This is a genomic window from Armatimonadota bacterium, assembly GCA_013359125.1.
GTDB lineage: Bacteria > Armatimonadota > Fimbriimonadia > Fimbriimonadales > GBS-DC > JABWCR01.
This window is the reverse complement of sequence record JABWCR010000010.1, coordinates 41,299-61,964: the sequence shown is the minus strand read 5'-3', so window position 1 is coordinate 61,964 and position 20,666 is coordinate 41,299. Positions and strand designations below refer to the sequence as shown.

General features: G+C 58.0%; 19 protein-coding genes. 15 read left to right on the top strand and 4 right to left on the bottom strand.

Annotated features, from left to right (window positions below; genetic code table 11):
- Positions 1-19: 19 nt before the first annotated feature.
- Positions 20-2,347 carry a polyribonucleotide nucleotidyltransferase gene (locus HUU60_06415; GenBank protein NUL82342.1) on the top strand — a complete coding sequence of 776 codons (2,328 nt, stop codon included), beginning with the start codon at positions 20-22 and terminating at the stop codon, positions 2,345-2,347.
- Positions 2,348-2,353: 6 nt separating this feature from the next.
- Positions 2,354-3,595, top strand: a complete 1,242-nt coding sequence (locus tag HUU60_06410) for an insulinase family protein (GenBank protein ID NUL82341.1) — start codon at positions 2,354-2,356, stop codon at positions 3,593-3,595.
- Here HUU60_06410 and HUU60_06405 read toward each other — a convergent pair.
- Positions 3,592-4,857, bottom strand: a complete 1,266-nt coding sequence (locus tag HUU60_06405; GenBank protein NUL82340.1) for an aspartate aminotransferase family protein — start codon at positions 4,855-4,857, stop codon at positions 3,592-3,594. The genes HUU60_06410 and HUU60_06405 overlap by 4 nt on opposite strands.
- A gap of 34 nt (positions 4,858-4,891) precedes the next feature.
- Positions 4,892-5,221, bottom strand: coding sequence for a hypothetical protein (locus tag HUU60_06400; GenBank protein ID NUL82339.1), 330 nt, complete (start codon positions 5,219-5,221; stop codon positions 4,892-4,894).
- 62 nt (positions 5,222-5,283) lie between these two features.
- On the opposite strand from HUU60_06400, the gene HUU60_06395 reads away from it, so the two are divergent.
- The 7 genes from HUU60_06395 to mazG all read left to right on the top strand — a co-directional run bounded on the left by HUU60_06395 (position 5,284) and on the right by mazG (position 11,231).
- On the top strand, positions 5,284-6,285 hold the full coding sequence (locus HUU60_06395; GenBank protein NUL82338.1) for a hypothetical protein: 1,002 nt from the start codon (positions 5,284-5,286) through the stop codon (positions 6,283-6,285).
- A complete protein-coding gene (locus HUU60_06390; GenBank protein ID NUL82337.1) occupies positions 6,275-7,078 on the top strand; it encodes a DUF4129 domain-containing protein in 804 nt (267 codons plus the stop codon). Before HUU60_06395 ends, HUU60_06390 begins: the two co-directional genes overlap by 11 nt.
- Positions 7,075-8,181 (top strand): DUF4350 domain-containing protein, encoded by a 1,107-nt coding sequence (locus HUU60_06385; protein ID NUL82336.1) that lies wholly within the window; start codon positions 7,075-7,077, stop codon positions 8,179-8,181. Before HUU60_06390 ends, HUU60_06385 begins: the two co-directional genes overlap by 4 nt.
- 72 nt (positions 8,182-8,253) lie before the next feature.
- The gene (locus tag HUU60_06380; GenBank protein NUL82335.1) at positions 8,254-8,445 is read left to right on the top strand and encodes a hypothetical protein; all 192 of its coding nucleotides are present in this window, start codon (positions 8,254-8,256) and stop codon (positions 8,443-8,445) included.
- Between the two features lie 3 nt (positions 8,446-8,448).
- Positions 8,449-8,841: a hypothetical protein gene (locus HUU60_06375; protein NUL82334.1), complete on the top strand. Its 393-nt coding sequence runs from the start codon at positions 8,449-8,451 to the stop codon at positions 8,839-8,841.
- A gap of 9 nt (positions 8,842-8,850) precedes the next feature.
- Positions 8,851-9,876 (top strand): SurA N-terminal domain-containing protein, encoded by a 1,026-nt coding sequence (locus tag HUU60_06370; GenBank protein NUL82333.1) that lies wholly within the window; start codon positions 8,851-8,853, stop codon positions 9,874-9,876.
- Positions 9,873-11,231, top strand: a complete 1,359-nt coding sequence (gene mazG / locus HUU60_06365; GenBank protein NUL82332.1) for a nucleoside triphosphate pyrophosphohydrolase — start codon at positions 9,873-9,875, stop codon at positions 11,229-11,231. The genes HUU60_06370 and mazG overlap by 4 nt, the downstream gene beginning before the upstream one ends.
- On the opposite strand, the gene HUU60_06360 is transcribed toward mazG, so the two are convergent.
- A complete protein-coding gene (locus HUU60_06360; protein ID NUL82331.1) occupies positions 11,228-12,286 on the bottom strand; it encodes a hypothetical protein in 1,059 nt (352 codons plus the stop codon). The genes mazG and HUU60_06360 overlap by 4 nt on opposite strands.
- A gap of 185 nt (positions 12,287-12,471) precedes the next feature.
- Here HUU60_06360 and HUU60_06355 point away from each other — a divergent pair, with 185 nt between their 5' ends.
- The 3 genes from HUU60_06355 to HUU60_06345 are packed head-to-tail and all read left to right on the top strand — an operon-like array spanning position 12,472 to position 15,407.
- Positions 12,472-13,407 carry an ABC transporter ATP-binding protein gene (locus HUU60_06355; GenBank protein NUL82330.1) on the top strand — a complete coding sequence of 312 codons (936 nt, stop codon included), beginning with the start codon at positions 12,472-12,474 and terminating at the stop codon, positions 13,405-13,407.
- On the top strand, positions 13,404-14,195 hold the full coding sequence (locus HUU60_06350) for an ABC transporter permease (GenBank protein ID NUL82329.1): 792 nt from the start codon (positions 13,404-13,406) through the stop codon (positions 14,193-14,195). Before HUU60_06355 ends, HUU60_06350 begins: the two co-directional genes overlap by 4 nt.
- Before the next feature lie 3 nt (positions 14,196-14,198).
- On the top strand, positions 14,199-15,407 hold the full coding sequence (locus tag HUU60_06345; protein ID NUL82328.1) for a tetratricopeptide repeat protein: 1,209 nt from the start codon (positions 14,199-14,201) through the stop codon (positions 15,405-15,407).
- A gap of 6 nt (positions 15,408-15,413) precedes the next feature.
- Here the strand turns inward: HUU60_06345 and sigH are convergent, their stop codons facing one another.
- Positions 15,414-16,067: an RNA polymerase sporulation sigma factor SigH gene (gene sigH, locus HUU60_06340; protein NUL82327.1), complete on the bottom strand. Its 654-nt coding sequence runs from the start codon at positions 16,065-16,067 to the stop codon at positions 15,414-15,416.
- A 344-nt stretch (positions 16,068-16,411) separates the two neighbouring features.
- On the opposite strand from sigH, the gene HUU60_06335 reads away from it, so the two are divergent.
- From HUU60_06335 to pdxH, 3 genes are read left to right on the top strand one after another with little or no spacing between them, the layout of a single operon-like run.
- Positions 16,412-17,371, top strand: a complete 960-nt coding sequence (locus HUU60_06335; GenBank protein NUL82326.1) for an adenylate/guanylate cyclase domain-containing protein — start codon at positions 16,412-16,414, stop codon at positions 17,369-17,371.
- The gene (locus tag HUU60_06330; GenBank protein ID NUL82325.1) at positions 17,335-19,944 is read left to right on the top strand and encodes a tetratricopeptide repeat protein; all 2,610 of its coding nucleotides are present in this window, start codon (positions 17,335-17,337) and stop codon (positions 19,942-19,944) included. The genes HUU60_06335 and HUU60_06330 overlap by 37 nt, the downstream gene beginning before the upstream one ends.
- The gene (gene pdxH / locus HUU60_06325; protein NUL82324.1) at positions 19,902-20,507 is read left to right on the top strand and encodes a pyridoxamine 5'-phosphate oxidase; all 606 of its coding nucleotides are present in this window, start codon (positions 19,902-19,904) and stop codon (positions 20,505-20,507) included. The genes HUU60_06330 and pdxH overlap by 43 nt, the downstream gene beginning before the upstream one ends.
- The last annotated feature ends 159 nt before the right edge of the window (positions 20,508-20,666 follow it).

Sequence of the window (20,666 nt, the reverse complement as noted above, 5' to 3'; positions counted from 1 at the left end):
CCCACAGGAGGTAACCTGGGTGCCAAACGTACACCAAGTCGCCGTAGAGATCGGCGGCAAGTTAACCACATTTGAGACCGGAGAGCTAGCCAATCAGGCTTCCGGCGCAGTGGTGGTCCGGCAGGGCGACACGTTCTTGCTGGTAACCGCCACCATGAGCCCCAAGGCTCGAACCGAGATCGATTTCTTCCCCCTGACGTGCGATTACGAAGAGCGCAAGTACGCCATCGGTCGCATTCCGGGCGGATTTATTAAGCGGGGCGGACGACCGACCGACGAGGCCGTGATCAAGTCGCGGCTGATCGACCGGTCGGTGCGGCCCCTTTTTCCCAAAGGCATGCGCAACGAAGTGCAGGTTGTGGCGATGCCTTACAGCGTCGATTACGAGGCCATGCCAGAGATGCTCGCGCTGTGCGGCGCCTCTGCCGCGCTGAGCATCTCCAACATTCCTTGGAACGGACCGATCGCCGCTACGCGCATCGGCCGAATCGACGGGCAGCTGATCGTCTCGCCCTCGGGCGAGCAATTGGCCGCTAGCGATCTGAATCTGGTCGTGGCGAGCCTCAACGACAATCCGGTGATGATCGAGGCGGACGCCGATGAGTTTTCTGAGAGCGAGATGCTTGAGGCGATCGATCTGGCGCAGAGGGAGAACCAGAAGATCATCCAAGCCATCCTGGAGCTTCAGCAGAAGGCCGGCAAGGAGAAGACCGAGGTTCAGTACTTCTTGGTCGCCGACGATTTGAAACAGACGGTCGAAAGCCAAGCGGGCGAGCAGATCCGGGGCGCCATTCAAAACGCGGACAAACTGGCTCGCGAAGCGGCATTGAGCCAACTAAAGGACGAGGTCGTCGCGCAGATTGCGAAGCCGCCTGCAGAGGGCGAACCGTCGCCTTATGCCAATCGAATGCTCGAACTGGGCATGGCGGTCGACGAGGTGATCAAGAAGGCCGTTCGAAGCCTGATCATCGACAAGGGTCTGCGGCCCGACGGACGAGGCGACAGAGACATTCGGAACCTGAGCGCCAAGGTCGGCGTGCTGCCCAGAGCGCACGGCTCCGGTCTATTCCAGCGCGGTCAGACGCAGGCGCTGACGGTCTGCACCCTTGGATCGTTGGAAGACGCCCAGACCATCGATTCGCTCGAACTGGCGACTTCCAAGCGGTACATGCATTACTACAACTTCCCGCCTTTCAGCGTGGGAGAAGCGCGACCCTTGCGATCTGCAGGGCGCCGCGAGATCGGGCATGGGATGCTGGCCGAAAGGGCCCTCGCCCGCATGATCCCCGATCAAGAAGAGTTTCCTTATGCTGTGCTGCTCTATTCGGAGATTTTGGAATCGAACGGATCGACCAGCATGGCGGCTACCTGCGGATCGACGCTTGCCCTAATGGACGCGGGCGTGCCGATCAAGGCGCCGGTGGCGGGCATCGCGACCGGCCTGGTAACCGAAGGCGACCAGTACAAGATTCTGACCGACATCCAAGGCATGGAGGACGCCGTCGGCGACATGGATTTCAAGGTCGCCGGCACAGCGAACGGCATCACGGCCATCCAGTTGGACATCAAAATCCACGGGCTGCCGCGAAACATCCTTGCCGAGACGCTGGACCGAGCCAAGGAAGCGAGGATGAAGATCCTCGACGTGATGCTGGCGACGCTGCCCGGCCCTCGGCCAGAGTTGTCGCCGTTGGCGCCGCGCATCTTTATCGTCGAGATCAACCCCGAAAAGATCGGCGAAGTGATCGGGCCTGGCGGCAAGACCGTCAAGCGCATCATCGCCGAAACCGGATGCCAGATACAGATCGAACAGACGGGCAAAATCTTCATCGCTGCGCCTGACGGCGAAGCTGGAGCGGCTGCTCAGAAGGCGATCGAGGCGCTCACCAAGGAGGTCGCTATCGGCGAGGTTTATACCGGCAGGGTAACGCGACTGATGAACTTCGGCGCCTTTGTCGAGCTGATCCCGGGCAAAGAGGGACTTGTGAAAGTCGAAGACCTCAGCAACAAGCGGGTTCGGCGCGTGGACGAGCTGGTGAAATTGGGCGACACGATCACGGTGCGCGTTCGCGAGATCGACAGCCAGGGCCGCGTCAACTTGAGCGCTCGCGGGTTGGACCAGACGCTCGAAAGCCTGAAGACGGCCGCGGTCGAAGCGGGCGACAATCCTCATTTCGAGGATCGTGCTCCGCGCCGAGAGGATCGAGGCGACCGAGGCGATCGCGGAGGACGCGGGCGCGACTTTCGAGGCGGCAGACCGCCGCGAAGGGACGAGCCAACGGCCAGCAGCGAAGGCGAGACGGCAACCGAGGAACTCCCAAAGCCGGACTTTCGACCGAAACGTTAAACCCTGATGGAAGAGCGCGTCAAACGATTCACCCTTACGAACGGTGTGCGCGTGCTGGCCGAGCCGGTCAGCACGGTGCGCTCCGCGGCCTGCGGCATTTGGGTCGCGGCGGGCAGCAGCCACGAGCCGGAGCACCATTCGGGCGTGGCGCACGTCATCGAGCACATGATGTTCAAGGGCACCCCCGCTCGCAACGCGCAGCAGATCGCGCGCGAGATCGAGGGTCGGGGCGGATCGCTCAACGCGGGCACCGGGCGCGAGGTTACGGGCTATTACGCCCACACGCTCAGCGAGCATCTGACCGATGCGTTCGATGTGTTGGCCGATATGTTTGCTAACGCGCTGTACGATCCCGAAGAGTTGGCGCGCGAAAAGGGCGTCATCTTGGAAGAGATGAAAATGTACGAGGACAGCCCGGCCGACGCGGTGCACGACCTCTTTGCCGAGACCCATTGGCCGGACGATCCCTTTGGACGGCGGATCATCGGCACGCCCGACACCGTCTCTCCGCTTTCGCGCGAAGATTTGCTGGCCTTTATGGAAAACCAATATGCGCCCGAAAGCGTGGTGATAACGGCTAGCGGCAATCTAGACCCCGATCAGTTCGCCGAGGATGTCGAAAAGCGACTAGGCTCCTGGAAGCCGGGCGCAACGGCGCTCCAAGCAGACCGACCGAGCGTCGCCGGGACGGGCGAGCAGAAGATCGTCCACAGAGACGTCGAGCAGGTCAGTTTTTGCATGGGATGCGATGCGCCGTCGGAACTGGACGAGCGCAAGTACGATTTGGCCATTCTGGCCAACATCCTGGGCGGCAGCATGTTCAGTCGGCTGTGGACCGAGATCCGGGAGCGGCGCGGATTGGCTTACGAGGTGGGCGCCTACACGCTGACCGGCGCTCACAAGGGCGCTTTGGTCATCTATGGCGGATGCGCGACCGACTGTTTTGCCGAGGTCAAGCGACTTGTGCAGGCAGAATTAGACAACATCGCGGCACAACCCGTGTCCGAAAGCGAGTTGGACGACGCCAAGAACCTGCTGAAGGGGGCTCTGCTCATCGGCTTGGAGAGCACGCCTGCCAGAATGAGCCGTTTAGGGCGCCTCGAACTGATCTATGGCCGAACGATTCCGATGGAAGAGATCGTTCAGCGCATCGACGCCGTAACGCCGGAGAGCCTGCACGCCTTGGCGAGCGAGATTCTATCGCCCAGCAAACTCACGCTGACCGCTATCGTGCCGAACGGCTCTTAGGCGATCGAGACGACCAGTTCTTGGGCAGCCAACACCGATTCTTCGACCGCTCGCGCCGCCTCGTCGATGTGCGATTCGGTTATGATCAACGGCGGCTCAAATCGAATCACCTTAGGATTGTTGAGCGTGTAGGCGGCAATCACGCCACGCTGAATCATGCCGGTTACGGTCAGCTCGCCATAATCCGGCTCGGCGAACTCGACTCCGATCATCAGTCCTAAGCCGCGAACATCTGTTATGAAGCCGTTGAACTTATCCTGAATGGCTCGCAATCGTTCGACCAAGAGTTGTCCCATGGTGCGAGATCGCTCTACCAGCCCCTCGCTCTCTATAACGTTGAGGGCCGCCAGACCCGCGGCGCAGGCGAGCTGGTTGCCGCCGAAGGTGGATGTATGGATCAGCGGATTGTCGCCAAACGCAGCGTCCCAAGTGGCGGGCGTGGAGGAGAACGCGCCGATCGGCATCACCCCGCCGCCCAAGCACTTGGCCAACGTGATAATGTGAGGCGCAACCCCATCGCGATCGACGCCGAACATGAAGCCTGTACGGCCAAGGCCCGTCTGCACCTCGTCCGCGATGAGCAACGCTCCATGCCGGTCGCAAAGATGTCGCAAGCCGCGCAGATAGCCTGCAGGCGGGATCAGGATGCCGCCTTCGCCCTGCACGGGTTCGACGATGAAGGCCGCAGTCTTCTCGTCGATTGCGGTCTCCGCTGCCGAAAGGTCGCCAAAAGGAACCTGCTCGAAATCGGGCAAGAGCGGAAGAAACGGCTTCTTATAGACCTCTCGCCCGCTGGCGGACAGCCCGCCAAACGTCTTGCCATGATAGCTTCCGAGAGTACTGACGATGCGCGTTCGGCCCGTGGCCTTTCGCGCAATTTTCAGCGCTCCTTCCACTGCTTCCGTTCCCGAATTGCAGAAAAAGGTGTATTGCAAATCGCCCGGCAGGACTTGCGCCAATTTGGCCGCCAGCCGCGCCTGCGGCTCGTTGAACATGATCTTGGAAGGCAGCGGCATTCGGTCCAGTTGATCCTTGACCGATTGCACGACCGCAGGATGGCGATGGCCGAGCGAAAAGACGCCATATCCTCCCAAGCAGTCCAGAAAGCGTCGGCCCGTCGCGTCGTAGACGTAGCAGCCCTCCGCGCGCGATTCGACCCCCAAACCGGCAAAACGGAAGACCTTGGCCAGTCCGGGGTTTAGATATTCAGAATAGAGGTCGGCGACCTCCTCGTTGAGCCTCTCACCATCGATAGGTTGCATTGTGCAGTCTCCTGTCGCCTATTGTAGCACGGCGCTACTCTTCGCCCAGGTTGCGAAAAAGAGGGTCCAGCCGCTCGGCGTTTTCTTGTTCGATGAGGGCGAAGGCGAGTTCCAACCCTACTTGCCAAAGGATGCCGGCAGCCTCGTCGGCCGGCAGATCCAACGCCCGCGCAAAGAAGTCCTTCAGGATATCTTCGTAACTGGCCAGTTTCTCCTCGGTCATTTCGTAGCGTTCGCCTTTGCGCTTGGCATGGGCTTCCGTATGAATGGCGTCGACAAACTCTCGCACGTTGGCAGGCGTGGCGTTCTGAAGTCCTGGGCCAAAGGCTTGGAGCGCTCGTTCGCGCAGGTCGGATAGTTTCATTGGAAGGTTTGCGCAGCTCAATGATACCTGCGGCGCAGGAGTTAGGGATATAATGGTGGCTCATGGAAAGCGGAGCTTGGAGCCGATCGGATGCGCCAGTCGCTCGGCTTGTGCTTCCGTTGCGCCGTTTGTCTGTCTTGGATGCTCTGGACGATGCCGTCGCCATATTCCGATCTCAGTTCAAAGAGATAGCCAAGGTTGGCATCTTCAGCATGACGCCGACGATCTTGATGACGATCGTGGGTTCGGCATGGGGCGCCTCGATCTCTTCTCAAGGCGACCAGATGACCGGAGCGATCGTCGAGGGCCTCTTTGGATTTGGCGCGAACGTCGCCTACTGGTTCGGCGTGATCTTTATGAGCGTTGCCGTGGCCAAGATGCTGAGCGAGCGGCTAAGAGGCGGTCGTATGACTGCGGGCGAGGCGATCCGCGCTTCCATGGGCAAGTTGGGCTCCGTTATTGGCAGCGGCATCGTCAGCGCCTTACTTCTGGGCGGCGCGATCATCTTAATGACCATTGGCTTTATGTTTGTTTTGGCGATCGCGGGGGTAGGCGCTGCAGTCTCGGGCGAGGGCGCCGTGATCGCCGTCGCGGCCGTCGTTATGGTTATCGGCGGCCTCGCCATGATTTTGTTGCTGCCTGTATTCTTGAGCCTTGTGCTCTTTATCGGGCCCGCCATATCCGAAGAGGCTTTGGGCGGGATTGCTGCGGTGGAGAGAAGTTCCAAGCTCGCTAGAAGCCGGTTCAAGGCCTCTTACGGATACGCATTGGGAGTTTCGGTTCTTCAAGTTCTATTCTCGATGGTGTTCGTTATGATCGTATTTCTGATCATGTATCTCCTGTTTCTATATGGCGGCCTCAACTTAGAGACGATGGAAACCGACCCGAGATTCGCCTGGATTCTGAACCTCGTCCAGACCGTTACTCTGGCGATTACGGCCTGCTTCGTCGCGCCTGCGATGGCTGTTGCAAATGCGCTCATGTACTTCAACTTGCGCTACGAGACAGAGGGACTCGACATTGAATTGGCCTATATGCGCGGCATCGATCGGGATGAAGCATAGGCTTCTTGCGCTGGCGATTCTCCTGCCGTTAGTCGTGCAGGCCGATCTGAAGCAAGACGTCGGCCAGTTGCCCGCGCCGCTGAAGAACTACGCGAACGAGAGGCTGGCTAATGGCGACACGGACGGAGCCAAAGCCTTTGTAACCGCGTTTCAGAAGAGCCAGGGCGAGGCATGGGCCGACCACGCCAGAGCGGACTCCGAGATTCAAAAGATTCTGGCCTCGGACGAGTTCAAGCCAAGAGAAAAGGGCTTTCTAGAACGACTGTCAGAGCAGATCAGCGAGGTTTGGAGGCGGTTCATCGAGTGGCTTGCAAGTCTCTTTCCCGGCGGAGGGCAATCGCCCATCGCACAGGCGATCGTGATCGCAGTTGCGGCGGTTGCGCTGGCTATTGGCGTTGCCATGGCCATCCGGTTCTTGCCCAAGCCCCGAAAAAGAGTTTTGCAAGAGACTGCCGTTCCAATCGACTGGATCAGCGAAGCGGCCGACTGGCGGGCAGAAGCCGCACGGCTGGCCAAGGAGGGCCGATACCGCGAGGCCTGTCGCGCGCTCTATCTGGCGGCGGCCGTTGCGCTGGGCGAGCGGGGATTGCTGGCCCAAGACGACTCGAAAACGAATTGGGAGCGGTTGAGGGCCGCGCGCTCAGAAGGGCGAGAGGACGTTTACCGATTGCTGACGCCCGCGACGCACCGTTTCGACGCTATCTGGTACGGACGCTTTCCCGCCGATGAAGCCGAGTATGCGAAGTTCGAGCGCATTTTGGCAGAGATTCCGGCATTGCAGGCGACGCGATGAAGAGTAATTGGCTGGTCCTAGGTCTGCCCGCGCTCCTGATCGCAGGCGCTATCCTGGTAGCGATGAACGCGCTGGGCGATAAAGACTCCAATCTTCGCCCCTATCATTCGGCCAATCCAGAACCGCAAGGCTCGCTGGCTTTCTATCGCTTGCTCGAATCGGAGGGTTTTAAGGTCGAACGGTTTCGAACGAACTACGAGAAGCTGCCAGAGGGGCGCCATCTGCTCGTTCTATTTGAGAATAGCAAGTACTCTTGGACCGAAATCGACTTGCTGTTGGATTGGGTCTACGAGGGCGGGATCGTGCTCTCTCTGGGCAATCCAGGATACCAATACACGGTTACCGATCGAGCGGAAGAGGTTCAGAGCGGGGATGAGTACAAAGCGCGGACCTACTTTGCAAACGCCTGGACGCCGCGAAAGGCCCTCGCGCGCGCGCCCGATCCGAAATTGCGCCTGACCCCGGAAGAGGGAGAATGGGCGCCCTTGATGGGGGATGTTTACGGCAGCACGATCTCTATCGAGTATTGGGGCGAAGGCGCTTGGATACAAGCGGTCGAGCCGGGTATTGCGACCAATGCCTATATTGCAAAGGAGAACAACGCGGCTATTTTGGCTTCGATCGCGAATCGGGCCCAACCCGAAAGCGTCTTGTTCGACGATTGCGCTTTGGGAGATTGCAGGCAGGCTTCCGGTTCGCCGTTGGTCTCCTGGCCGTCTGCATGGAGGGTCTTTATCTGGCATGTCGGCCTCCTTACCGCCATGGTCATGCTGAGCGTCGGTCGGCGCTTTGGATTGGCCCGGCCGGAGCCTCGCCGAATTCCGATGGCAACCGATTATGTGGAGGCGATGTCTCGGCTTTACGGCTCTGCATCGGCACGGGCGGCGGCGTTAGAGACGATCTTAGAGCAAGCGGTGCGGTCGGTCGCTCGCCAAAACGGCATCGCGGTTACCGTTACCACCCAGCAGCTGTTAGAGCGATTGCCCAAAGAGAGCGAGCAGGCCGCCGTCATCAAGGAAGCGCAAGAACTGATCGCTTCCGCCCATCTTTCCGCAGCCGACGCCGTGCATACAGCGGTCAAACTGGCCGAGATAACCCGATAAGGTTTGTTCGGGAATGCTATAATCTACAGGCAAAAATACCGAGAATGAAACTGGGCAAGGAGCCTTGCGACGATGGCAACAGACCCAGTGAGAAGCGCCGACCGAATCGTTCAACCGCCTGCGATTGCGCCAAGGCCAACGAAGGAAGACGCCAAGAACGAGCGGCGCCGGGACGCTAAGCGAGACGAGTTGCACGAGGAGATTGAGGAACCCATCACGATTGAAGACGACGAAGAAAGACATGCAATCGACCTTAAGGTTTGACCGATGAGCGAGGTCATGCTGCTGTTGCAGGCGATGCTGCTGATAGCCGGATGGCTCTTGTTCGTCAAGGCACAGACGGAACTGAGAGCCCAGGCCGCGCGGCAATCGTTGACCGGCGAAACAGAGGAGTTGAGGCGATCGGCCGAAAGCCTTTTGGTGCGGGTTGCGGCAGAAGCCGAGCGATTGGACGCCAAAATCAACGCGCTGCGCCGAGCCACTGATGAAACTTTGACGCCCGCCTCGCGGTATAGTGAAGAAGAGACGTTGCCAAAATACGAACGAGCGCTGGCCATGACCGGAGAGGGCATGACCAGCCTTGATGCCGCGAAGCAGACCGGCCTCACACCAGGAGAGGTCGAACTGATCGCGCGGTTAAAAAAGCATAGGAGAAGTTAGGAGACCATCATGCCAAGGAAAACGATCATTGTCCTGGCGACGGCTGTTGCGATAGCCGCCGTCTTGTCCATAGCGGCCTGCAATCGAGGCACTGCGCAGGGCGCCCCCCTTAAGGTAGGCGAGAAAGTCATCACCGAAGACGAATTCCATAAGCGGCTCGAGCAGTACATGGTTCAACCTCAGGGCGCTCAAGGCGGAAGCATGCCGGCCGGATACGTCATGATGGCCGAACTCATCAACGAATCGATCATTCTTCAGCGCGCCGAGAAGGAAGGCGTCAGCCCCACCGATCAGGAAGTCGACGAGCGCGTTCAGGAGAATCTGGCGCAGAACCAGCAGTTGAAGGAAGCTCTGGCTCGCGCCAGCATGACCACAGACGACTACAAGCGTCAGGTTCGCCGCGATCTGGCTCGGTTCAAACTGATGACCAAAAACGTCAGCGTTACCGACCAAGAGGTCAAGGATTACTTTGAGAGCAACAAAGAACGCTTCCGACTGCCCCAGCAGACTCGCGTCCTCTACCTGATGACTCAAGACTCGGAAAAGATGAAGGTGATCGACTCCGAGCTTCAAGGCCGATTTACGTTCGAGGCCCTAGTGCCTAAATACTCCCAGGACCCCAATAGCGGCGTGATCGCAGGCGAGAACAGTATTAGCCTCGAAGACCCCAATGCGAATCCTGAGGTGAAGGCCGCGTTGACTGGAAAGAAGAACGGGGACCGAACGGGATGGGTCAAGATTTCTCAGCAAGGACAGAACAGCAACTGGCGATTTCAAGTTGTAGACGTTCGGCAGGCTCGAATGCAGACGTTTGACGAAGTCAAGCGTCAGATTCGAGACACGCTGTTGCTCCAAAAAGGCCAACTGACCAACAACGAGCTCGAAGTCGAGATCGCGCGGGACTTGTTGGCCACCAAGATCGAGATCAAGAACGACGGCTGGAAAAAGATGTGGGACGAAAGGCTGAAGGAAGTCAAGAGGCTCGTCGAGGCTTTTGACGCTCAGAAGGCCAAAGAAGATAAGCCCGGTCAATGATCTACGTCGTCGGACTGGGCATTGGCGGGGCGCTGCCTGACAATGCCCAATCCGCGCTTCGGCGCGCAAAGCGCGTCATCGTCCTGAATCCCGAGCATCCCTCAACGTTCCTCGTCGCGGCGATGGGCATCGATTTTGAAGTGCCGGAAGACCCCGATTCTATCGAGCTTCCCGAACAGTTGGCCGCCCTGTCGGACGAAGACGTTCTGATCGTCGTGCCTGGGCATCCGCTCATCGGTCAACCTGTGATTTCGGCATTGCGAAAGGTCGCTCAGGTCAAGATTCTGGGCGGCGATAGCGGGATAGAGGCGATTCTTGAAGCGGTCGGCGCAGACGCGAGCGACGGGCTGCAAATGATCGATGCCGAAAGCAACGTCTGGCCAAATCCTGTGCTTCCCTGCATTATTTATAACTTGCCGGGCCGCAACCTGCAGGCGCGCCTTTTGTGGCGATATGGCGAGAAGGTTCCGACCTATCTGGTCAATCCCGCAACGGGCGAGACCGAGCGGCTGTTTAACTTGGAGGAGGGTTTAAGCCCCCATCTTGCGCTCTTCGTGCCTGCGCTTGAATTGCCAAGCAACTACGCATTCGCCGATCTTGTCGAGATCGTCGCCCAGCTTCGCGCTCCAGACGGCTGTCCTTGGGATCGCGAACAGACGCACGAATCTTTGCGCTCTTGCCTATTGGAAGAGACGTACGAAGCCTTGGACGCGATCGATCGAGACGATCCGAAGGCTCTGTCAGAGGAATTGGGCGATGTGCTGTTGCAGGTTCTCCTTCACTCGCAGATCGCTCAAGAGAGCGGTCGATTTGGATTGAGCGATGTCATCAGCGCGATCAGCGAGAAGCTTATTCGCCGCCATCCGCATGTATTCGGGGATGTCAAGGCCGAAACGTCGGCGCAGGTGTTGGTCAACTGGGAGGCTATCAAACGGTCGGAGAAGAAGGACGCCATGAGAGGCATTCTTGCCGACATTCCCAACGCGATGCCCAGCCTGATGAGAGCCTTTGAAGTGAGCAAGAAGGCGGCCAAAGCCGGTTTCGAGTGGGAATCGATCGAGGGCGTGATGGACAAACTCCGGGAAGAGGAAGCAGAACTCCAAGAGGCCATCCGAAGCCAAGACCCCAAGTTGATCGAAGCTGAGATTGGCGATCTGCTGTTTACCGTGGTCAATGTGGCGCGCCATGCGGGCGTTCATCCAGAAGAAGCCTTAAGAAACATGGTCGCTCGCTTTATCGACCGGTTCGAGGCGATGGAGCAGGCGGCAACAAGCGATGGAAAGTCGCTCGGCGACTTGACGCCGGACGAGTGGGAAGCGTACTGGGCCGCCGCAAAGTCGGCCCAGCGAACTTAACAGCCCAGTCCGAAGCGCTCCAGCACGATAGCCAGGTCGATGTCGTCCACGAAACCGTCGTCGTTCGCGTCCTCGGCCATCGCAGCGCCTATTAAGCCAAAGGCGGCTAAGACTGCGGCCAGGTCGGTATCGTCCACACAGCCGTCTCCGTTCGTATCTCCCAGTGCGTTTTCGTCCAGCGCGATCAGTCGCAAACTAGTGCCGAGATATTGAAGCCGAAGCCGAATACCGGTTAAGCTAGGGATGTCGGCTTCTTGGAAACGACCCGACAAGAATCGATAGGTCATTAGCGTTGCAGCATCTCCCACAACGGGGGCAAATCCGTTTATTAGATCGACTTCGATCTTGCCGTCGAAGCTTGCGGCGCCATTCGCGCCAGTACCGCCAACCGTGATCTGATCGTGTTCGGTCGCTGCGGTCAAGCCGCCGACTTCCATCTTGACAATGCCCTGAGAATTGTTGGTCAGTATGCCGGTAATGGCCATGCGCCCAACGGAAGCGCCCGGCTCGATGGAGCCGCCGTTATCGTTGACGATCGCTGCCACAACCGTGCCAGAGCCCTTCAAGACGCCGCCCAATATCTGTAGTGCGCCGCCGGTTACCGTCATAGTCGAGCCAAAGGTGATGTTGGTGCCAAAGGCTCCGCCGTTGAAGTTCACGGTTATGAGGCCGTCGTTCACCAATGATGGTCCGCTAAACGTCAGCGATGTTCCGGCCTGAATGCGTATGGCGCCGTCTGCACGATTCTCAAATGCTCCGTTTATCACAGCATTGCCCGCATTGCCGATGATAAATCCGCTGTTGAAACTGGGGTCTGGTCCGAGCAGATCGAGCGTATTGCCAGCTAGGTTTAGCGTTCCTGGCAAGGAAGTTATCTGAAGCGCGCTGATTGCGGGGCTGACATTCATCGTAACCGTGCCGGTTGGTATCACGGCCACTTCGTTCGCGGCGTCCGGCACATTGTTCGGCGTCCACTTTGTCGCATCGTTCCAGTTGCCTGACAGAGCCGTGTTCCACGTCAGAATGTCGCTGCCGCCGGCAAAAACCAAAGCCAACAAACCCAGACAGAGCGAAAATACAGCGAGATAACCTATAACACGAATGGATTTTATCAATCTACCCCTATCCATTTTTTACTATATTATGCGGCGTTTTGGACATTTGTGAGGCCGTCATTTTCGCCGGGTATACTCAATGTCCGCATCCGGACGCAGTCCGTTGCGAACAAGGAGGTGGTTGGGTGGACGATGTAGCGATTAAAACCGTCAACCTGTACAAGCGCTACTCCGCCATGTGGAGCGGCAAAGTTACAGAAGCGGTGAAAGACCTCAATCTGGAGGTGCATCGCGGCGAGATTTTTGGTTTCTTAGGGCCAAACGGCGCAGGCAAGACGACCACGATCAAGATCCTGCTCGGCATTATTTATCCCACTTCTGGCGAAGCCTATGCGCTGGGAAAGCCCGCTGGAGACCCGGAAACTCACTATCGATTGAGCTACCTGCCAGAGAATCCGTACTTTTACGACTTCATGACCGGGCGCGAAATCCTCGACTTTTACGCTCAACTCTTCTCCATTCAAGAGCCGGAGCGGACGAAGCGAATCAACGCGCTGTTAGACCGAGTCGGCCTGACCGCGGCGGCCAATCAGCAGTTGCGAAGCTATTCGAAAGGCATGCAGCAGCGCATTGGTTTAGCGCAGACTTTGCTGAACGATCCTGAATTGCTGATTTTGGACGAGCCGACCGCCGGCCTCGACCCTATCGCTCACATCGACATTCGAGACATGATCCTAGACCTTAAGAGCCAGGGCAAGACTCTCTTTATCAGCTCGCATCAACTGTCCGATGTCGAGGCCGTCTGCGATCGCGTAGCCATCCTCAAACAAGGCAAAATGGAGACGTTGGGCCGACTGGACGAACTGTTGAAGGGAAGCTTTGTCGAGATCACCGCCGATGGCATTAAGGATGAAAGCCTGCCACAGTTTCAAGCCTTTGGCGGCAAGGCGACGCTTCACAGCGGTCGGTTGATACTAGAGCAGCCGGACGACGATTCGGTCAGCGCGGCGATCGACGCGATTCGAGCGCAGAACGGCAAGATTCATCGCATCGTGCCGCATCGACGCAAGTTAGAAGATCTGTTTTTGGAGACGATCCAAGGGAAGGAAGAAGCTTCATGAAAGCAACGATGGCCATAGCGCGCGCCACCTTTGGCGAAGCCATCCGCAAGCGCGTGCTGCTGATTATTCTGCTCGTTACCGTTCTCATCATCTTTGTTTCGCCCGCCTTTAGCGTGCTGTCGCCGCGGGATCAGCGCACGATCCTGCTCAGCTTTGGATTGGGCGTCATCCAGATCTCCGGCACTCTGGTCGCCATTATTCTCTGCATCAACATGCTGCCGCAGGAGATTGAGCGACGCACCATCTACACCATCCTATCGAAGCCGGTCATGCGCTACAACTTCATCTTGGGCAAGTATTTTGGTGCGGTTACCACGCTGATCTTCTCCTATTTTCTGATGGGGCTGATCTATCTGCTGGTGCTTCGCCAATTCATGCCCGGCTTCGACGGCGAGTTTGCGCGAGAAGTCGCCTACGGCATCTTTATGTTCTTTATGCAGAGTTCGCTTTTGGCGGCGGTTACGATCTTCTTTTCGACGTTTGCCTCGCCGATGGTCAACTTCTTCTTGTCGGGCGGCGCGTTCTTGGTGGGCAACATCCTTTCGACGCTGCTGAACACGCTGATGAACAACCCGAAGATAACCGAGGCTGCGCGGCTACCCATCCGGCTCTTGGTGCTGGCGATGCCGAACTTCTCGAACTTCAACGTCCAGAACCCGATCATCAATCCGCAGCAAACCCTTAGCAATCCGACGGCCTATTTGCTTCAGACGCTCGTCTATGCGCTGACCTATATCGTGCTGATGATGGTGGGAGCGATCTTGATCTTCGACCGGCGCGAGGTGTAGCGGATGAAGAACAAGACGAGTCTGCGCATCGCGCTGTTAGCGCTCCTATTGGGGCAGGCGGCCATCCAAGACCGCTTTGTGTTCCCCTCTTGGCGCAAGGATTTGGCGCCCAAGACCGCGAACGTCGTCGGTCTGTCGCCCGAACAGATTCTGTTCGCGTTTGCCGGCTTTCGAGAGTTTATGGCGGGCGTCCTTTGGGTGCGGGCGGACAGTTTCTTCCATACGGGCAATTACGATGCGATCTTGCCCGTGCTGCGCATCGTAACCTGGCTCGATCCGCACCAATTAGAGGTGTACACCACGGGCGGCTGGCACTTGGCTTATAACTTCACCGACGAATCGCAGCGCTCGGATCGCCGCTACATCCAGCCCGCGCTGAAGTTCCTAGAGGAAGGCGTTCGCAACAACTCCAACGTCTGGGATCTGAAGTTCGAGCTAGGTTGGACCTACTTCCATAAGATCCAAGACCCCGTGAGCGCGATTCCTTGGATGGAGGAGGCTTCGAAGCATCCAGACATGTTAGAGGCGCGCCGTCGCGTTCTAGCGCACGCCTATGCCAAGGCGGGACGGTTCCAAGACGCCGTCAACCTATGGGTCGAACTGTTGGAGCGCGCCGAAGATCGGTACAAGAAGGACCCAGACAGTTTCGACGCTCGCAGCAATCGCGACGTCGTCCGAAACAACCTTGAAGGCCTGCTGATGCGCATCGTTCGACGCTACGGCAAATATCCGGAGACCTTGCCTCCGATTGTGCTCGACTTTGAGGCTACCGCCAAAGTGGTTCGACCCAAGACCATCCTGGTGGAGGGCACGCTTGGCATCCTGACCATTGGCGCCCGGGTGGATGTGATCTTGCGCAACAAGGGCTTTCAGATGAAGTACGACCCATCGCAGATGGAATCGTTCAGCTTCGAGGTGGACAAAGACCTGACCTACATGCAGGATTCGCTCGCCGTTCGCGACGGCAAGTTTCGACGCGAGATCGATATGAGCAAAGACCCGCGCATGTACGGTTTCAAGGCGCAGGAGTACGAATTGGAGATCTCTTTCAACCCCCGGGCCGCCTCGATCAACGTTCAGGATCGAATCGGATGGAGCGGCGAAGGCATCACCGATCCCAAGTACTTGGATGACAAGACCATACCCGGCGTGCGCCGCGTGGTCAAGGTGATTCCGATAACGAGGGACGAGATCCTGCAACTGCGACAGTAAGGGCGATCAGTCGAGACAACCGTTGCCAAACGTTCGGCGTTTTCGACCGACCGCCGGCTGTTCTTGGTAAAGCTCCTCATACTTGAGGGCCAACTTCCGCTTGATGCGCTGGAGCGCGTTGTCGATGCACTTGGTATGGCGACGTAGACGGTCGGACATTTCTCGGTACGACATGCCGTCGAGGTAGCAGTCCAGGACATCTTCTTCCAATTCGCTCAGTGTGGGGCGCACCTGCTCGAAGATCGTCTCCGGCATCTTGCGATTGATGATCCAATCCTCTGGATTGGGCGCGTTGACGTCAGGGATTATCTCGACCAGAGAGCCGTCCGAATCATCGTTTTGAATGGGTCGATAAAGAGAGACGTAGCCATTGAGAGGGATGTGCTTCTGCCGGGTGGCCGTCTTGACCGCTGTGATGATCTGGCGCGTAACGCAGAGTTCGGCAAAGGGTCGGAACTTGGCCAGGCGGTCGTACCGAAAGTCTCTTATCGCCTTGTACAGACCGATCATGCCCTCTTGAACCACATCGTCATGGTCGGCGCCCATCAGGAAGTAGGCTCTTGCCTTGCTTTCGACCAACGATCGATAGCGGTCCATTAGATTTTCGGCCGCGCGCTTGCTGCCTTGCTTCGAATAAACGACCAACTCCTCGTCCTCCATCCTGAAGAAGCACAGAAGCGTTTCGTCTATCGGTTCGTCAGGGAGTTCTTCGGGGAAGAAATCGAACCGGCAATCGTCATAACCCTCGTCGCCGAGGTTGCTCAGATAAGCCGCGCTAAGGTCCGAGAGATGAGACATTGTTATAGTCAGTTTAACGAGCGCAACCCGGCTGCGCGCCCTCCCATTGGCAAGCGATAAGAGATGCAAAAACCCATTAGCCGTCCTGCCTGCGGACGTTGTTCATCCATTGTAGAACATCCCAGGCAGGAATGTCAAGCGCCCAGACCATTTATTTGGGACTTTCCGCCTAAGCCGCTTCGACTATTTTGGGGTTAAATATGGATATGGCCGAACCGCCTTTGCTGACGTTTCTTTTTACCGACATCGTGGACAGCACTCTGCTTTGGGAGCAAGAGCCCGAAAGCATGAGGCAGTCGCTCGACCGACACAACGCCTTGTTGCGGGGCTCGATAGAGGCGTACGAGGGGCTTGTCTTTAAGACCTTTGGCGATGCGTTTTGCTCGGTCTTTAGAAATCCGCTACACGGCTTGAACGCGGCGCTCATGGCGCAAACCGCGCTCGGCCGAGAGCGATGGCCGGTCAGCAAAGGGATCAAGGTGCGCATGGCGCTCTATTCCGGCACTGTGGAAAGCGCCGGAGACGACTACTTTGGGCCGACCGTCAATCGTTGCGCCCGCGTGCTGAGCGCGGCTTCCGGCGGCCAGATTCTGCTCTGTGCCACAACTGCCGAGATGGTGCGCGACGATCTGCCCGGCGGGTCTCGCTTGGAGTTCTTAGGAGAGCATAAGCTGAAGGGCCTGGTCGAGGCAGAAAGGCTCTTCCAACTCCAGCATCCTCGAATTGCGCAGTCGTTTCCTCCCATCGCGTCTCTGGAATCTAAAGAGAGCGGAGACCTGGTAGCCCAGCTGACTCAGTTCGGCTCGACGCTTGGCCGGATCGTCAGACACTATGTGGACAAGCCGGCGGCTGGGCTGGATTCGCTCATCAACATCCTAGAGCCGCTCGATCCGACCGGGCTTTTCCGAAAGGCGCCCGCTTTGGAGGCCAGACAGCCGCCTCAAGAAACGCTCGCTGCCTATAGGCTGCTTGGATTGAGCGAGACCGCGCCCTGTCAACTGGTGGACGACACCTATGCCAAACTGATGGAACGATGCGATCCCGCTCGGTTTCCGACCGATTCGCCCGAACGAGCCAAAGCCGAGAGCATCCGAGAACGCATCGATTCTGCCTACGAGACGATCTGTCGATGGATCGAGGAATCGGCCGTTCCAACTCGAACGTGAGCCAGGTCTGCGCGTTTCTGCTTATCGATATAGAGAACAGCACGGCTCTGCTTTCGCGCTATCCAGAGGCCATGGCCGATTCTATGCGGCGGTTCGAGACGCTTTTGGCTGAGAAAGTGCCCGAACATGGCGGTTCGCTCTTCAAGGCGACTGGCGACGGCGGATATGCCGCATTCGAATCGGCGATCGCCGCCGCGGAATGCGCGGTCGAAACGCAACTGGCTTTGGTTTCAGAAATCTGGCCGCAGGATGCAGAATTGCGCGCGCGCATAGGCATCCATGTGGGCGAAGCCGAACAGATCGCAACGGATTATCGGGGGCTTGCCGTACATCGAGCCGCCCGAGTCATGGATGCTGGGCACGGCGGCCAGATTGTGGTGTCCGAGACGACAGAGGCGCTGATCTCTACAGGGCTTCCGAAGAGAATGTCCCTAAAACCTCTCGGAAGCTTTCACCTGAGAGGCTTTGAGGAACCAGAGAAACTCTATCAGCTCTGTCATCCAAACCTGGCTGCCGATTTTCCGCCTCTGCGGGCGCCCGCGGCGTCGCAAGGCAATCTGACTGAGAACCTGAGCGCCTTTATTGGGCGACATGAAGAGACTCAAAAGCTCATCTCTCTGCTTCAAAGTGCGAGATTGGTTTCTATCGTCGGTCCGGGAGGGGCGGGCAAGTCTCGATTGGCCGCGCACGTCGCCGCCCTCGCGGCGGCTCAATACGATCGCGGAGCGTGGTTGGTAGACTGTAGCGAGACCAAGGACGAAGAGGGCATCTGGCGAGCGATGCTGAGCGCTCTGAAGGTTCCTCGCCGAGCAGATCAAAGCGTCGAGGAAGCCATCGTCGATGCGCTCAAAGAAGGGCATTGGCTAGTGGTGTTAGACGGGTTAGAGAGCGCTGGAGCGTCAGCCAGAGCCCTCGTCGAGAAAACGCTGGCGCAATGCAAAGCCGTTATAATCCTTGCGGCGTCGCGACATCGATTGGATTTGCCGTACGAAAAGACCCTTGCGATCAGCGGCCTGACGCTATCGGAAGGCGCATCGCCGGAAAAGGTCATCGAAAGCCATGCGTGCCGGCTGTTCGCCGAGCGTGCAGAACTGGACTGGCGAGATGTGCTGGCCTCGTCCCTCGATTTGAGCGCGATCGCGAACATTTGCAGGCGAGTCGATGGCCTTCCCTTGGCCATCGAACTGGCTGCATCGTGGGCTGGCAGCCTTACGCCGAGCGAAATCGAAAGACGTCTCGATCGGATAGTCTGGAGCGCCCCAGGCGGCCTTACTGAGACTATTCGTACCAGCTACGAGCTTCTGACCGACACGGAGAAGCGGCTTTTCGCCCGCTGTAGCGTCTTTGTCAACGGATTCGACATCGAATCGGCGGAGACGGTCTGCAGCGAGCCGCCTCTGACGAGAGATTCGATCCTGCCGCTCATCGATTCCCTGGTCGCAAAGTCGATGCTCTGTCGCGAGGCCTTTGGAGACCAATCGCGCTACAGGATGCTCAGCGCGCTGCGCGAGTTCGGCCAGCTGGAAGCCAAAGAAGAGGCAGAAAAGTTAAGGTTGGATCACGCAGATCGCTACTTGTCGCTGGCGCAAGAGTTGGAAGGGCGCTTGTCGGCCACGGGCGATTCGGCCAGTTATCGGCGATTCGGCGTCGAGCACGAAAATCTGTTGACGGCGCTTCGGACGCTTTCCCAACAAGAAAGCCCCGATGTGCTGACCCTTGCGGTTGCCGTGTTGCCTTTTTGGTACTCGGTCGGCCGCGTGGAAGAGGCAAAGGAGTGGCTTTCGCGGGGTCTAGAGATCGGGTCGGAAGACCGTCTAGACTTAAAGGCAAGATCGCTGAATGCGTTAGGCCTTTTCGCTACCGAAGAGCGGAAGATCGACGACGCGCGTCAACTTCTGGAAGAGGCGCTCGACATTAGGCGGGCGATCGGCGATCGAGCCGGAGAGGCGGCCACGCTCAACAACTTAGGCCGTACGCTTAAGGAAATGAACCGACATTCGACGGCCTATGACCGCTATCGAGAAGCGCAAGCGATTTTCCGTACGCTGGGCGATAACGTCAAGTTCGCCATTGCAACCATCAACGTCTATGGCGCTGCAAACGACGCATACGTCTCCGATCTGCCCTTGGACGACTTGGAAACCGCAGTCCAGACGCTGCGCGGCACGGGCGAGGCCTATCTATGGTATTTGGGCGCGGCATTGCACAACTATGGCGAGGCGTTGCTCGACCGCGGCAATGTGGGGGGCGCTCTGAACGCGGTGCGAGAAAGCCTGGAAATCCGCGGTCGAGTGGGCGATCGGCTCTATATGGCGCTCACATTGACCCTATTGATCAGACTGCTGATCGAACTGGGCGACCCGCAAAACGCTGTTCGCGTTCTCGGCGCAGTGGACCGACTCGTTGATCTTGGGGCGCGCAACGCAGGCCTGCTGGATACCGAACGACGGCGCGAATCGGTTGCCCATCTGAAGTCTTTATATGGCGAAGCTCGATTCTCCGAACTCAAGCAAGAAGGGGCGTCGCTAACGTGGGAAGAATTGGTAGAACTATCGCGGAGGCTGGCGGATTGAGCGATCCGTTCGCCCTGTTTAAGGCATGGTTTGCCGATGCTCAGAGCGAGTCCGAGCCCCATGCGATGGCTCTGGCGACCGAGCATGAAGGCCAGCCGTCCGTTCGCATGACCTTGCTTCGCTCATTTGACGAGCGAGGATTCGTCTTCTATACCAACTACCAGAGCCGCAAAGGAAGCGAGTTGGCGATGAACCCGAGAGCGGCGATTTTGTTCTACTGGCATCCGCTTCATCGACAGGTGCGAATCGAAGGGCGCGTCGAACGGACAACGCCGGAAGAATCGGACGCCTACTTTGCCGGCCGCGAGCGGGCCAAACAACTTTCTGCATGGGCCTCCGATCAGAGCCAGGAGATCGAAAGCAGGGTGGCGCTGATCGAGCGGCTTCAGAAGGTTGAAAAGGAGTTTGAAGGGCGGCATGTGCCGCGCCCTCCGCATTGGGGCGGTTATCGACTGATCCCAGACGCCTTTGAGTTTTGGCAAGGATATCCCGACCGCCTGCACGACCGGACGCTCTTCGTGCTCCAAGACGGCGAATGGAGAACTTCGGTATTGATGCCGTAAATCAACAGCGCTTGTGCCCCTGCGAACGGGATTTTTTCAAAATGTAGCACAATTTTGAGTACGAATCCGATCTCTCCACACCTATGGGTGTGAAGATCTTGAGAGATCTGCTTTGGGCGAAACGGCGTATAATAGATTTGTCGTATTGATCGAAGTTGC

Bases quoted from the DNA above. Each gene is read 5' to 3' on its own strand.
- HUU60_06410 (NUL82341.1), top strand. From the start codon at position 2,354: ATGGAAGAGCGCGTCAAACGATTCACCCTTACGAACGGTGTGCGCGTG.
- HUU60_06405 (NUL82340.1), bottom strand. From the start codon at position 4,857: ATGCAACCTATCGATGGTGAGAGGCTCAACGAGGAGGTCGCCGACCTC.
- HUU60_06400 (NUL82339.1), bottom strand. From the start codon at position 5,221: ATGAAACTATCCGACCTGCGCGAACGAGCGCTCCAAGCCTTTGGCCCA.
- HUU60_06395 (NUL82338.1), top strand. From the start codon at position 5,284: ATGGAAAGCGGAGCTTGGAGCCGATCGGATGCGCCAGTCGCTCGGCTT.
- HUU60_06390 (NUL82337.1), top strand. From the start codon at position 6,275: ATGAAGCATAGGCTTCTTGCGCTGGCGATTCTCCTGCCGTTAGTCGTG.
- HUU60_06385 (NUL82336.1), top strand. From the start codon at position 7,075: ATGAAGAGTAATTGGCTGGTCCTAGGTCTGCCCGCGCTCCTGATCGCA.
- HUU60_06380 (NUL82335.1), top strand. From the start codon at position 8,254: ATGGCAACAGACCCAGTGAGAAGCGCCGACCGAATCGTTCAACCGCCT.
- HUU60_06375 (NUL82334.1), top strand. From the start codon at position 8,449: ATGAGCGAGGTCATGCTGCTGTTGCAGGCGATGCTGCTGATAGCCGGA.
- HUU60_06370 (NUL82333.1), top strand. From the start codon at position 8,851: ATGCCAAGGAAAACGATCATTGTCCTGGCGACGGCTGTTGCGATAGCC.
- mazG (NUL82332.1), top strand. From the start codon at position 9,873: ATGATCTACGTCGTCGGACTGGGCATTGGCGGGGCGCTGCCTGACAAT.
- HUU60_06350 (NUL82329.1), top strand. From the start codon at position 13,404: ATGAAAGCAACGATGGCCATAGCGCGCGCCACCTTTGGCGAAGCCATC.
- HUU60_06345 (NUL82328.1), top strand. From the start codon at position 14,199: ATGAAGAACAAGACGAGTCTGCGCATCGCGCTGTTAGCGCTCCTATTG.
- sigH (NUL82327.1), bottom strand. From the start codon at position 16,067: ATGGAGGACGAGGAGTTGGTCGTTTATTCGAAGCAAGGCAGCAAGCGC.
- HUU60_06335 (NUL82326.1), top strand. From the start codon at position 16,412: ATGGCCGAACCGCCTTTGCTGACGTTTCTTTTTACCGACATCGTGGAC.
- HUU60_06330 (NUL82325.1), top strand. From the start codon at position 17,335: ATGGATCGAGGAATCGGCCGTTCCAACTCGAACGTGAGCCAGGTCTGC.